The organism is uncultured Brachyspira sp. (genome assembly GCF_934747485.1).
In the GTDB taxonomy this organism is placed as follows: Bacteria; Spirochaetota; Brachyspiria; order Brachyspirales; family Brachyspiraceae; genus Brachyspira.
In genome coordinates, this window is the sequence record NZ_CAKVGN010000025.1 from 1 (window position 1) to 13,769 (window position 13,769).

At 31.8% G+C, this 13,769-nt stretch carries 12 protein-coding genes; all 12 read right to left on the reverse strand.

Going from position 1 to position 13,769, the window contains the following annotated elements; genetic code table 11:
* Window positions 1-211 precede the first annotated feature (211 nt).
* Complete coding sequence (locus Q0H31_RS06125; protein ID WP_295296380.1) at window positions 212-1,165, reverse strand: ABC transporter permease; 954 nt, start codon at window positions 1,163-1,165, stop codon at window positions 212-214.
* 30 nt (window positions 1,166-1,195) lie between these two features.
* Entirely contained in the window at window positions 1,196-2,317 is a 1,122-nt protein-coding gene (locus Q0H31_RS06130; RefSeq protein WP_295296382.1) for an ABC transporter permease, read from the reverse strand.
* Window positions 2,317-3,837, reverse strand: a complete 1,521-nt coding sequence (locus Q0H31_RS06135) for an ABC transporter ATP-binding protein (protein ID WP_366938208.1) — start codon at window positions 3,835-3,837, stop codon at window positions 2,317-2,319. The genes Q0H31_RS06130 and Q0H31_RS06135 overlap by 1 nt, the downstream gene beginning before the upstream one ends.
* A 67-nt stretch (window positions 3,838-3,904) precedes the next feature.
* On the reverse strand, window positions 3,905-4,963 hold the full coding sequence (locus tag Q0H31_RS06140) for a BMP family ABC transporter substrate-binding protein (protein ID WP_295296384.1): 1,059 nt from the start codon (window positions 4,961-4,963) through the stop codon (window positions 3,905-3,907).
* Window positions 4,964-5,018: 55 nt separating this feature from the next.
* The gene (locus tag Q0H31_RS06145; protein WP_295296387.1) at window positions 5,019-6,089 is read right to left on the reverse strand and encodes a BMP family ABC transporter substrate-binding protein; all 1,071 of its coding nucleotides are present in this window, start codon (window positions 6,087-6,089) and stop codon (window positions 5,019-5,021) included.
* 35 nt (window positions 6,090-6,124) lie between these two features.
* Window positions 6,125-6,934, reverse strand: a complete 810-nt coding sequence (locus Q0H31_RS06150) for a nucleoside phosphorylase (RefSeq protein ID WP_295296389.1) — start codon at window positions 6,932-6,934, stop codon at window positions 6,125-6,127.
* Between the two features lie 8 nt (window positions 6,935-6,942).
* Entirely contained in the window at window positions 6,943-7,743 is an 801-nt protein-coding gene (locus Q0H31_RS06155; protein ID WP_295296391.1) for a nucleoside phosphorylase, read from the reverse strand.
* A gap of 43 nt (window positions 7,744-7,786) precedes the next feature.
* Entirely contained in the window at window positions 7,787-8,437 is a 651-nt protein-coding gene (gene deoC / locus Q0H31_RS06160) for a deoxyribose-phosphate aldolase (protein WP_295296393.1), read from the reverse strand.
* 92 nt (window positions 8,438-8,529) lie between these two features.
* Window positions 8,530-9,885: an MATE family efflux transporter gene (locus tag Q0H31_RS06165; protein WP_295296395.1), complete on the reverse strand. Its 1,356-nt coding sequence runs from the start codon at window positions 9,883-9,885 to the stop codon at window positions 8,530-8,532.
* A 320-nt stretch (window positions 9,886-10,205) separates the two neighbouring features.
* Window positions 10,206-12,710, reverse strand: coding sequence for an ATP-dependent Clp protease ATP-binding subunit (locus tag Q0H31_RS06170; protein WP_295296397.1), 2,505 nt, complete (start codon window positions 12,708-12,710; stop codon window positions 10,206-10,208).
* 148 nt (window positions 12,711-12,858) lie between these two features.
* Complete coding sequence (locus Q0H31_RS06175) at window positions 12,859-13,203, reverse strand: hypothetical protein (RefSeq protein ID WP_295296399.1); 345 nt, start codon at window positions 13,201-13,203, stop codon at window positions 12,859-12,861.
* Window positions 13,200-13,769 carry an RNA polymerase sigma factor gene (locus Q0H31_RS06180; RefSeq protein ID WP_295296401.1) on the reverse strand — a complete coding sequence of 190 codons (570 nt, stop codon included), beginning with the start codon at window positions 13,767-13,769 and terminating at the stop codon, window positions 13,200-13,202. The genes Q0H31_RS06175 and Q0H31_RS06180 overlap by 4 nt, the downstream gene beginning before the upstream one ends.

Here is a 13,769-nt window from a genome sequence, read left to right on the forward strand (position 1 = left end):
TGCGATGCGATGCGATGCGATGCGATGCGATGCGATGCGATGCGATGCGATGCGATGCGATGCGATGCGATGCGATGTTCAACATTATTAAGTTATTTTTTATATTCATATAGAGAATTGTATTATATTTTTATAATTTTGTCAAATAATTTTATAATATTTTATAATAATTAAACAATTTTTTTTATTTTATATATAATTAATTATATTTTTATCTTACACTCTTATCATAAGGTATACCAGAAGCCTTAGGAGCTTGAGAAGTTTTAGATGTAAATGAAAGCACAATTAAAGTAGCAATATAAGGTATCATTTTATAAATGCTGTTTGATATAGGCAAATTAGCAAGTAAAGGTATACCAGAATATGCTGAAGCGAGCGTTTTCATAAGCCCAAAGAAAAATGCCGCATAAAGTATTTTAATAGGTTTCCATTGACCGAATATGAGTACTGCTAAAGCTAAAAATCCATATCCGGCAACAGTAGCATTAAAGTTTGTAGAAGTAGGTATAACAAACACTAATCCTCCAAGCCCGCCCAAAGCACCAGATATAGCAACTCCAATATATCTTATCTTATAAACATTAATACCTACAGAATCAGCAGCCTGAGGGTGCTCTCCGCAGCTTCTAAGTCTAAGACCAAATCTTGTTTTATAAAGCATAAACCAAGATAAAGCTAGTATTATAAAACCTATATAAGTTGTTATATAAGTATTTTTAAATAATAAATTTCCAATAATAGGAATACTTCCAAGTATAGGTACAGACTCTATTCTAAAATTATTAACGAAACTTATTTGCTGAACAGTTTGTATAGCCCTTGTAACATATATAGCAAAAGCAGGAGCAAATATATTTAAAGCAGTACCGCTAATAACTTGATCGGCACTCATATTAATAGCAGCGTATGCATGAAAAAGCGAAAATATAATTCCTGCCAAAGCAGATATAATCATAGCCAAAAATAATGTAACAGTAGGAGGGAAATTTGCCCCAAGCCTGCTTATAAAAAATATGCCCGCAAAAGCTCCTATTATCATTATGCCTTCAAGAGCAATATTAACAACTCCGCTCCTCTCAGAAAACATTCCCCCCAAAGCAACAAGTAAAAGAGGTATAGAAAAGAACATAGTCTGCTGTACTAAAAAATAAATTGTATCCATTGAAAACTCCTTTTTTTATTTATATATCTTTTACTCATTAGCATTTGTTTCTTGGTTTTTGTTTATCTTTTTAGATATAAATCCAACAATAGATTTAAAAAGCAAAGCAAAAGCACTAAAATAAATGATAGAAGCAATAATCATCTCTATTATCTCAGGGGTAAAATCATAAACCTGCATATAAAATCCACCTACTGTAATATGAGCAATAAAAAGCCCAGCAATTAAAATACCTATAGGATGAGAAAGCCCAAGTAATGCAATAGGTATACCCATAAAGCCCTCTTCAGCAAGCACATCAACAACCTCAATATGCTTACCAATACCAGACAAGTAAAGAAGACCGCCTCCAAGTCCAGCTAAAGCTCCAGCTATCACCATAGAAAGTACAATATTTCTTTTTTCATTAATTCCTGCATATCTGCTCGCATCTTTGTTTAATCCGCAAGCTTTAAGCTCGAAACCAAATGTAGTTTTAGAAAGTATTATGTAAACTATAATAACAACTATTACAGCCACAAAAAAACCGCCATTTGCACTAGAACCTCTAAATAATACATCTAATCCCATGCCTGGTAATGCAGCTGAAGTAGGAATATTTTGCGATTGATTTTTTAGCATATCATAAACAGTTAAAGTAACCAAATAATTAGCAAGATACATACCAATATAATTCATCATAATGCTTGAAATAACTTCATTAACATTAAATCTTGCTTTAAGAAGTCCGGGTAAATAAGCCCATAAACCGCCAGCTATAAAAGATGCAATTAAAGCAACAATCCAGTGAATTGCAGGAGGTAAGAACGTGCATTTTATTGCAACCAATACAGCCACATAAGCCCCTATAATAAATTGACCGGGAGCTCCTATATTAAAAAGACCATTCTTAAAAGCAAAACCAACAGAAAGTCCCGTTAATATTAAAGGAGTAGCCGTATATATAACCTGACCTATGCCTCTTGTACCTCCAGAAAAACCGCCGGAAAGTATAGTCATAAAAGCAGGAAAAGCATCTCCTACATTACTTACAAGAAGTATTATAAGCCCTAAAAGTAAGCCTATAATAATAGCAAGAAAAGAAGAAAATACATTTATAAATCCCTCTTTCTCTAAAACATTTGCCAATTTATCTTTTAAATTACTGCTCATTAAGCACTCCTTTTAGAACCAGCCATATATAAGCCTAACTCATTAATAGTTATATCTTTATTTAGCATATTAGCTACAATTTCGCCTTCATATATAACAAGTATCCTATCACTCAAATTCATAACCTCATCAAGCTCTAATGATACAAGAAGCACCGCCTTACCGCTGTCTCTCTGTGCTATTAATTCTTTATGTATATATTCAATAGCTCCGACATCCAGTCCCCTCGTAGGCTGAACCGCTATAAGTAAATCAGGATTTCTATCTATCTCTCTCGCTATTATTACCTTCTGCTGATTTCCTCCAGACATACTCCTTGCAAAAGTTTTAGCTCCTTCCGCACTTCTTATATCAAATCTTTTTATAAGTACATTAGCATAATCTTCAATATCTTTAAATTTTAAAAATCCATTTTTTTGAAATCTATCAGTAAAATAAGTTTGAAGTATAGTATTTTCAGCAAGAGTATAATCAAGTACAAGTCCATGTTTATGCCTATCCTCAGGAATATGCCCTATACCGCTTAATGTTTTTTTTCTTATAGATAAATTAGTAATGTCTTTGCCATTTAAACTAATACTTCCGCTAGACATTTCCATAAGGCCTGTTAAAGCATGTATAAGCTCAGTTTGACCATTTCCATCAATACCAGCAATACATACTATCTCACCCGCACGTACATCAAAAGAAACATTTTTTACTATATTCTTTTCACTATGCGGAGATTTAACATTCAAATCTTTAACTGATAATATTATATCTTTCGGCTTAGCTAAAGTTTTTTCTACTACCAAAGCAACCTTTCTTCCAACCATCATCTCAGACATTTCTTCTTTTGTAGTAGTCTTCACATCAATAGTGCCTATATATTTTCCTTTGCGAAGCACCGAACATCTATCAGCGACCTCTTTAATTTCATTCAATTTATGAGTAATAAAGAGTATAGACTTCCCTTCCTTTGTTAAAGACTTCATTATCTTCATAAGCTCTTCAATTTCATGAGGAGTAAGCACTGCGGTAGGCTCATCAAATATAAGTATTTCATTATCTCTGTAGAGCATTTTTAATATTTCTACTCTCTGCTGCATTCCAACTGTTAAATCACTAATAATAGCATCAGGATAAATTTCAAGCCCATAAGTCTTACTTAATTCCATAACCTTTTTTCTGGCATCATCTACTTGAAGCACCCCATTTTTTACAGTCTCCACACCAAGCATAATGTTTTCTAAAGCAGTAAAATTATGAACAAGCTTAAAATGCTGATGCACCATACCAATACCTAAAGCATTTGCCGTGTTAGGGTTATCAATATTAACTTCTTTTCCATTAACTTTAATAATACCCTCTTCTTGTTTATAAAGCCCAAAAAGCACGCTCATAAGTGTAGATTTGCCTGCCCCATTCTCTCCAAGCAAAGCATGTATCTCACCTTTTTTTAATTGTATGGTAATATTATCATTAGCTACTATTCCTTTAAACCTCTTAGTGATACCTAACATCTCAACTACATAATCCACAATATTTACCTCCTAAAATAAGGGATACCTCATCAAAAGGTATCCCATTTATAATCAAAACTTATTATTATTGTATAAAATTAACTTTAACAATATTTAGAGGAAGCTTATTAACAGAATCTGCATCAGTATCTTTAAGAATATTAATACTTCCAGCAACTAATTTTTGATATATAACATCATATTCATCTTTAGTGAAGTTTTTAAATCTTGAAGTTTCCATAGGAAGACCAATACCATTAACTTTAGCATCAAGTACAACAGATTGTCCGCCAGGGAAATTGTTATTATAATAAGCATCTATAGCATCATAAACAGAGCCACCAAGCATTTTTACAGCAGAAGTGATAACAGTTTTAGACTCAGCACTTTGATCAACATCAACCCCTATAACAAGACCATTGTTTTGTTCAGCAGCAGCCATAGCAGAGTTTCCAGCACCGCCTGCAGGAGCAAATATTACTTGTACGCCGCTTTGATACCAAGAAGTAGCAAGTGTTTGGTTTTCTGGAGTAGGATTAAAGTTTCCAACATAAGTGTAATTCATTTTAATACTTCCGCTTGGCAATCCTAATTCCTGAGCTGCATATTCAGCACCTTGTACAAAACCATAACCAAATCTTATAACAGCAGGTACAGCCATACCAGCCATAACACCTAAATTAGTGTATCCTTCTTTTACTATAGCATAACCAGCTAAGAAACCAGCTTGCTCTTCTGCATAAAATACAGAATAAACATTCTTTTCTATTCTAAAATCTGTATAAGTACCATCTTGAGGAGCACCGTCTAAAAGTATAAACTTTACATCAGGGTGAGTATCTTGTGCTTTATATACAGCAGGCTCAAATAAAAATCCAGGTGTTACTATAACTTGAGCCTTACCAGCAACAGCTAAATCTATAGCATTAATATATGCATCTGTAGATTTTTCTGCAGGCTGATAATATTTATGAGAGATATTTTTCTCCTCTGCATATTTCTTCAAACCTTCCCAAGACCCTTGGTTAAAAGATCTATCATCTATAGTACCAACATCAGTAATCAAAGCTAGTTCATAGCCTTTACCGCCGCCGCCGCAAGATAATATCACAGCAGAAATTAATAAACATAAAAGTTTTTTCATATTTTCTCCTATTTTTTTGTAGAATATTTATTGCTTAATTTTTATTAAAGCCTAATTATTTAACATAATTTACCTTTACTATAGTTAAAGGCAATGCATCAGGGCTATTAGCATCAGTATCTTTTAATATTTTTATATTACCTTCTACCAACTCATTATATATCTTATCATAATTTTCTTTAGTAAAATTCCTGAACTTTGAAGTTTCCATAGGAAGACCCACACCATTAACCTTAGCATCTAAAGTTAAATTCTTTCCGCCTTCAAAAGTATTGTTATAATATGAAGCTACAGCATCATAAACAGAACCCTTAATATTTTTCATAGAAGAAGTAATAACAGAACCCGATTCAAAACTCTGATCAACATCTACACCCACAACAAAACCATTATTCTGCTCAGCAGCACTCATCACAGAATAAGCAGCACCGCCTGCAGGAGCAAATATCACCTCTACCCCATTTCTATACCAAGAAGTAGCAAGTGTTTGATTTTCTGGTGTAGCATCATAATTGCCAACATATGTATATATTATGTTAATACTATTTTTGGCTAAATTCATCTCCTTAGCAGCATAATCTGCCCCCTGTACAAAACCATATCCAAATCTCACAACAGCAGGATGAGCAACCCCTCCCATAACTCCTAAATTTGTATATCCGTCTTTAACAGCAGCATAACCAGCCAAAAAACCAGCCTCCTCCTCAGCATATAAAATAGACACTGTGTTATCAGCAGTTCTATAATCAGTATAAGTACCGTCTTGAGGAACACCATCTATCAATATAAAATTAATATTAGTATATATATCCTGTGCCTTATAAATAGCAGGTTCAAACATATATCCTGGAGTAACAATCAATTTTACACCTCCCTTAGCAGCAAGCTCTATCGTATTAAGATAAGAATCTATATCTTTATCTGCCACTTTATAATATTTGTATTTTATATTATTTTGTTGGGCATATTCCTGTACACCTTCCCAAGACCCTTGGTTAAAAGATTTATCATCTACAGTTCCTAAATCTATTAAAAGTGCTATTTCAAAATCATTGGACTTATTTCCTCCAACGCAAGACATTAAAAATAAAATAGAAAAAATTAATAAACATAATAGCTTTTTCATATATTCTCCTTAATTTTTATATGTTACAATTAAACTTAAAGAATATTTTTATCATTGTTTATCAAAACCTTAATAGATTCTATAACCAAGTCTATAGCCTCTTCTCCGGTATAATTTTTTGGGTCATCTATACCATTTTTTATTCTCTCTTGATTATGAAGCACAAGCATAGAAGCCCCCGTTCTCACTCCCTTAGAAGCCCCAACAGCAAAAAGTGCAGCAGACTCCATCTCTGAAGCCAAGCAGCCAGCCTTTATATATGATTCCCATTTATATAAAAGCTCTTTATCAACCGCCATACTCTCTGGAGCATGCTGTGCATAAAAAGCATCTTTACAATGAACAATACCAGTATGAGTTTTTATATTTATTTTTTTTGAAGCATTAATCATAGCATCTAATACATCTATATTCGGCACACAAGGAAACTCATTAGGTATATAGTTTCTCATTGTACCACCTACCTTTATAGCACCGCTCACTATTACAACATCTCCGGGAAGTACATTCATATTCATTCCGCCGCAAGTACCAACCCTTATAAAAGTATCAGCCCCAACCTTTATAAGTTCCTCTAATGCTATAGCAGTAGAAGGTCCTCCTATACCATGCGAAGTAGTAGAAACTTTAACTCCATTTATATAACCAGTATAAGTAACATATTCCCTAAAATCTGCCACTAATTTAGCATTTTCAAACCTTTTTGCTATCTTTACACACCTTTTAGGGTCTCCGGGCATTATAACATACCTTCCAACATCACCCTTTTTTAGTTTTAAATGATGAACTAAATTCTCATCATCTTTAAAAAAAGGTTTCGGCAAAGCATTTTTTGTATTAGACATAAAATATATTACCCTCTCTTTTCTAATAATACTATAGCTTCTAACGCAGTTAAAATCATATTATCTATATTTGAAGAATAATCTAAATGCGTACCCATTCTCTCTATCATAGTGTTCTCTACAACATGCATAATTCCGCCAGCTCTCACATTTCTAATAGCCGCACAAGAAAAAAGTGCCGCACATTCCATCTCTGAAACTATAGCCCCGCATAATGTATAATATTTAAGATTGTTTTCAAACCTCTCTCTAAAAAAAGAATTCTCTGGTTCTAATTCCCCATAAAAACAATCTTTACTATGAACAACACCTATATGATAATTATTTTTTCTTAATTTTGCTGCATCTCTCAAAGCAAACACTATATCCGTATTAGCAATAGCAGGATATTCAAATGGTATGTATTCTAAAGAAGTTCCCTCATCTTTTATGGCAGCCTGAGCAATGGCTAAATCTCCGGGTTTCACTTTTAAACTAAGCCCGCCTCCTGTACCAACGCGAATAAAAGTATCAGCTCCAACTCTTATAAGCTCTTCCATAGCTATAGAAGCAGAAGGCCCTCCTATTCCTGTTGAAGTTACACTTACATCTACATTTCTATATTTTCCAGTAACTGTAACATATTCTCTATAGTCAGCTTTAAACTTTACATCATCTAAAAAGCTTGCTATATACTCAACTCTCTTAGGATCCCCCGGAAGTAAAACATATCTTGCAACATCACCTTTTTTTAATTTTATATGATACTGCAATAAACCTTTGTTAAAGGCTTCCTCATCATAGAATGCTTTAGGCTCTCTATATTCCATTTACAATAATCCTTGATTTTTATTTTATTAAAAATATTGAAAATTATTTTAAAGATTTCATTATAGTTACACCATTGCTTGTACCTATTCTATTAGCTCCTGCATTTATCATTTTTATAGCATCTTCATAAGTTTTTATGCCTCCAGAAGCCTTAACTCCTACATCATCTCCAACAGCTTTTCTCATTAGTTCAATATCATGCTCTGTAGCTCCTCCTGTAGAAAAACCAGTGGAAGTCTTAACGAAATCTGCCCCAAACTCTTTAGCTATCTTACAAGCTAATATTTTTTCATCATCAGTTAAAAGGCAAGTCTCTATAATAACTTTAAGCACAGCAGCATGACAAGCATCTCTTACTTTTTTAATGTCCCTTTCAAATAAATCTATCTTTTTGCTCTTTAAAAAACCAATATTCGCAACCATGTCTATTTCATCAGCACCACTATCTATGGCAAACTTAGCTTCATAAGCCTTAGCCTCTTTAATCATCGCCCCAAGCGGAAAACCAACAACCGAGCAAACTTTAACATTTGAATGCAAAACAAAATTATATGCAACATTTACATAAGCTGAATTAACACATACAGAATAAAAATTATGTTCCTTAGCTTCTATACATAATTTTCTTATATCATCTATAGTAGCATCTGCCTTTAATATAGTATGATCTATTAATTGATTAAGATTATCCATTTTTTATATACCTCTATATATTAGGATATAAAATATTATATACTTTGTCAAATTTATTCTTTCGATTATACAAAAATTTATACAAAAAACACTTATATAATATCCAATGACTTCTTTTTAACTCTTTTATATATACAAATATACATTATAGCCGATAAAAGTATAGAAGCAATATCTGCTATAGGCTGAGACCATATTATACCGTTTATACCAAAAAACTTAGTACCTATGTATATAGCAGGCACAAATGCTATACCCTGTCTGCATATAGAAAGTATTAAAGACGGCAAAGCCTTTCCTAATGCCTGAAATGTAGACATAAATATAAATTGAAAACCTATGAAAGGTGCTACAGAATAAGCCGCTATTAAAAACTTAGAACCATACTCTATAACCTCATCATTATCTATAAATATTCTAATTAAATCTTTAGAAAATATAAAGGCAAATACTAAAAATAAAACACCAGAAATGAAACTAATCAAGCAAGAAAGCTTTATAGAAGCATTCATTCTCTTATAATTTTTTGATGCGAAATTATACCCTATAAAAGGCTGTACACCCTGTCCTAAACCTATAAACACTAATAGTACAAGAGTAAATATTCTTTGAGAAACTCCAAGCCCAGCAACCACATTATCATTATACCTCGAAGCAAAATTGTTAATCAAAATATTCGCCACACTTATAAGAACATTGTTCATAAAAACAGGAAAACCAATAGAAAATACATTGCTCAATATATCATTGCTTATTAAAAAATCTTTTATCTTTATAGAAAGAAAAGTGCTTTTTTTGAGTATATAAAAAGTATAATAGAAAAAAGAACAAGCATTTCCTATTATAGTAGCCAAAGCAGCACCCGCAACTCCCATATTCATATAAAGTATCATTATAGGGTCAAGTATAATATTTATTACAGTACCAAGCACCATGCCAAACATAGCCTCCTTAGAAGCCCCCTCAGAACGTACAACCTGCCCCATAGACATTTGACAAACCACAAATATAGCACCAATGGCAACTATAAGCAAATAATCCTTAGCAAAACTATAAGTGTTAGAACTAGCTCCAGATAATTTTAATATATTTTCTAAAAACACAAAAAATATTATCATACACACCAAACCAGTAACAACACTCGCATAAAAAACAAAAGATGAAACCTTTTTAGCTTTGTCATAATTCTTAGAGCCTAAACATCTGGATATATATGAAGCCCCACCTATACCATATATAGAACCAAAAGACATAAGAACCAAATATATAGGCATAGTTAAAGAAACAGCAGCAACTTGATTAGGGTTATTAGTTTTTCCTACAAAAAATGTATCAACCATATTATAAAACACATTCACAAGCATTCCGAGTATTGTGGGCAGTGCTAATGTAATTAATGCCTTATAAACAGGGTAGTTCTCAAACACATCAATTTTTTTATCAATCATATATACCTCATAAAATTATTTTAGTTTGATAATAAAAAATATATTAGATTTATTTTTTATTTGTGGTGGCTTTGCCCCCATACCCCCACTTCTTTTATTGATATAAAAGAAGCAAAAGAACTGCATTTTAACGAAGTTCAAATTTATATATATCAAAATAAAACCATTATTTTATACCTATTCTTAACATATAAAATCAAAACTTTTACTTTTTTCTAAACGTATACAAAATATAAAAATAAACAAAAATTATTTATCTAAATATAATTAATATCCTATAAAAAAGCCCCAAATAAATTAATATTTGGAGCTCTTAACAATCAACTCTTAGATAGCTCTTCTACCTCATTTTCTCTGTAGGTCTTTACCTTTTCAACATTAAATAGCAGCGACTGCCCATCAGAATCAACATTAACATTATCGCCATCTTCAATGTGCCCAAAAAGTATCTCTGTACTAATATAATCTTCTACCTCTTTTTGTATAGCTCTTCTTAAACTTCTCGCACCATACTTTTTGTCAAAGCCTTTATCTATTATATAGTTTTTTGCTTCATCAGTTAAACTTATAAAAATATTTCTATCTTTTATAGCTTCATTCAACTCTCTAAGCATAATCTCTATAATATCTTTTAAATCTTCTTTTGTAAGAGTGTGGAATACTATAATATCATCTATTCTATTTAAAAACTCAGGATTGAAATTCTGCTTTAATTCTTCCATAGCAAAGTTCTTCATATCATTAATATCTTTTTCACTTCCAATAGCATTAAACCCTAAAGAAGTTCCCTTAACAATATCCCTTGCCCCCAAGTTGCTTGTTATAATAATTATAGTATTAGAGAAATCAACCTTTCTTCCAAAGTTATCCGTAAGCTGTCCCTCTTCAAGCACCTGCAAAAGTATGTTTGTGATGTCTGGATGAGCTTTTTCTATCTCATCAAAAAGTATTAAAGAATAAGGTTTTCTTCTCACCTTCTCTGTAAGTCCGCCTCCCTCTTCATAGCCAACATATCCGGGAGGAGCTCCAATAAGTCTGCTTACTGCAAACTTCTCCATAAACTCACTCATATCTATTCTTATAAGAGCATCGCTGTCACCAAACATAAACTCTGAAAGAACCTTAGCTAAAGCTGTTTTACCAACACCAGTAGGACCTAAAAATATAAAACTTCCAAGCGGTTTTTTAGTGCTTTTTAAACCTGCTCTCGCTCTTCTTATAGCCTTTGATATAGATGATATAGCCTCCTTCTGCCCCACTATCTTACTATGAAGTTCATCTTCCATACCAATAAGTCTTTTACTCTCAGAATCTAATAATCTTTTTACCGGTATATTTGTAATCTCTGATATTACATGTCTTATATCATCTTCATTAATAATTGTTTCTGTTTTGTCTCTCTCGCTTCTCCACTCAGCTTCTTTTTTATCCAATTCCTCTTGTAAAGATTTTATAGTATCTCTTAATTTAACTGCCTCTTCAAAAATCTGATTTTTTACAACAGTCTCTTTTTCTTGATTAAGCTCTTTTATTTTGTTTTCTAAATCTTTTAATTCCTGAGGCTTAACCATGTTCATAAGTCTTGCTCTTGAACCTGCCTCATCAATTAAATCTATAGCCTTATCCGGCAAATGTCTTTCAAATATATATCTTTTACTTAATACAGCAGAAGCATAAATAGCCCCATCAGTATATTTTACTTTATGATGCTCTTCATATTTAGATTTTATTCCATTTAATATTTCTATAGTGTCCTCAATAGAAGGCTCTTCAACATTTATAGGCTGAAATCTTCTCACCAAAGCACCATCTTTTTCTATATACTTTTTATATTCATTTATAGTAGTTGCACCAATACATTGAATCTCTCCGCGAGAAAGTGCAGGCTTAAGCATATTAGCAGCATCTAAAGCTCCCTCTGCTCCGCCAGCCCCAATTAAAGTATGAAGTTCATCTATAAATATTATAATATTGCCAACTTTTTTTATCTCCATTACTATGTTTTTTATTCTCTCTTCAAACTCACCTCTATATTTAGTACCCGCAACAACAGAAGATAAATCTAAACTCAAAACTCTCTTTTTTAATAATATATCAGGCACATCAGTAGAAACAATCTTTTCTGCCAACCCCTCAACTATAGCAGTCTTACCAACCCCCGGCTCTCCTAAGAGTATAGGATTATTTTTCTTTCTTCTTGAAAGTATCTGTACAACTCTCATTACCTCATTTTCTCTGCCAATCACCCTATCCAATGCCTTTTCTCTTGCCATTTTAGTTAAATCACGTGCAAATTTATCTAAAGTAGGAGTTCTTGCTGTATTATCTTCTTGTATATTGTTTGAAATAGCCTCAGAAATATTTGATGAAGAGCCAGACTTCCCTCTAATTCTCATCATCTCTTGTCTTAATGTTTTTAAATCTAAATTATATCCAGTAAGCACATTATATGCTATACCATTTTCCTCTTTTAAAATTCCAAGAAGCAAATGCTCTGTACTTATACAATTATCACCCAATGTCTTAGCCTCTTCTGCCGCTCTGCTTATTAAATGCTGAATACGAGGAGACGGCGGTATTTTACCAAACAATTTAGTATTGCTTGTAGATTTTACCATAGAAGATTCTATATCAAATTTTATCTTTTCTATATCTATTTTTAATTTGTTTAAAACATTAACAACTATTGAATCTGTTTCATGAAATATTCCTAATAAAACATGTTCCGGAGTAAGCATATCATGATTTAATCTCTTAGCTTCCTCTACAGAATGTAAGTCTAATATTCTTATAGCTTTATTAGTAAGACGAAATGGATAAGACATATTTGTTTCCTATAATCATAAATTTATATATAATAATTCTTTTTTTCAATCTTTATCGGATATAAAAAAACTAAGCTTATAAAAAAATAGAATTGCATATTAAATCAATATATACAATTCTACTATATTTAACCACTATTAGAAAAAATTACAACCTAGATACATTAATAACAGGCACATTTCTTCTATTAGTAGAAGCCGTATTAATATTATCCAACTCATTATTTTTTATAACACTAGGATTAGTGTATAAAAAAGATAAAATCAATGCTGCAATTATAGCCATAGATAGTACAAATGAAAGCTTCCTAGAACACATCATAGAATACATATAATCAAAAAGACTATTTTCTTTCTTAACTACTATAGTACTCTCTGCTTTAGCCCTATTCAACATGCGAGCCCACTCATCATCTGGCAAGTTATTCAAATTGAAATAATTCCTTTTTCTTTCAATTTTCCTTTTAAATTGCATCATTTCATGTAATTTCATAAAAGAGTCCTTTCTTTTTCTAACAAAGTTTTCATTTTTTTGAGAGCATAAGAATAATTACTCTTAGCAGAATCACTTGATATATTTAGAATATCAGCTATTTCTTTATAAGAATAATTTTCATAATATCTCAAGATAAATACATCTCTTTGTTTTCCTTTCAATTTGCTGGAAGCTGAGTATATTTTCTCTTGCAAATATACTCTTTCATATTCTTTTTCAGTATTGTATCTTTTATCGTCCACAACCTCTAATTTTTCAAGGTAAGGAGACTCACGCCTATAAGCTTTAGAATACATATTAATAGCTGTATTGCTAATTATTCTATATAGCCAGCCTTTGAAATAATTTTTCTCTTCATATCTTCCTATCGCTTTATAAACGCGTATTAAAACATCTTGAGTTAAATCCATAGCATCTTCATAATTATGCATAAAACGATAAGATATATTGAAGATATAATTTTTATACCTAGTAAGTAAAATATCCAAAGCTTCATTATCCCCATTTTTGTGGGCTTCTATTAATTCATAATCTTTTAATAATTCTTTTTCTTTTGTCATCAT

Excerpts from the sequence above, each read along its gene's own strand:
- Q0H31_RS06145 (WP_295296387.1), bottom strand. The coding sequence starts at position 6,089 with ATGAAAAAGCTATTATGTTTATTAATTTTTTCTATTTTATTTTTAATG.
- Q0H31_RS06175 (WP_295296399.1), bottom strand. The coding sequence starts at position 13,203 with ATGAAATTACATGAAATGATGCAATTTAAAAGGAAAATTGAAAGAAAA.
- Q0H31_RS06165 (WP_295296395.1), bottom strand. The coding sequence starts at position 9,885 with ATGATTGATAAAAAAATTGATGTGTTTGAGAACTACCCTGTTTATAAG.
- Q0H31_RS06130 (WP_295296382.1), bottom strand. The coding sequence starts at position 2,317 with ATGAGCAGTAATTTAAAAGATAAATTGGCAAATGTTTTAGAGAAAGAG.
- Q0H31_RS06150 (WP_295296389.1), bottom strand. The coding sequence starts at position 6,934 with ATGTCTAATACAAAAAATGCTTTGCCGAAACCTTTTTTTAAAGATGAT.
- Q0H31_RS06170 (WP_295296397.1), bottom strand. The coding sequence starts at position 12,710 with ATGTCTTATCCATTTCGTCTTACTAATAAAGCTATAAGAATATTAGAC.
- Q0H31_RS06140 (WP_295296384.1), bottom strand. The coding sequence starts at position 4,963 with ATGAAAAAACTTTTATGTTTATTAATTTCTGCTGTGATATTATCTTGC.
- Q0H31_RS06180 (WP_295296401.1), bottom strand. The coding sequence starts at position 13,769 with ATGATGACAAAAGAAAAAGAATTATTAAAAGATTATGAATTAATAGAA.
- Q0H31_RS06155 (WP_295296391.1), bottom strand. The coding sequence starts at position 7,743 with ATGGAATATAGAGAGCCTAAAGCATTCTATGATGAGGAAGCCTTTAAC.
- Q0H31_RS06125 (WP_295296380.1), bottom strand. The coding sequence starts at position 1,165 with ATGGATACAATTTATTTTTTAGTACAGCAGACTATGTTCTTTTCTATA.
- deoC (WP_295296393.1), bottom strand. The coding sequence starts at position 8,437 with ATGGATAATCTTAATCAATTAATAGATCATACTATATTAAAGGCAGAT.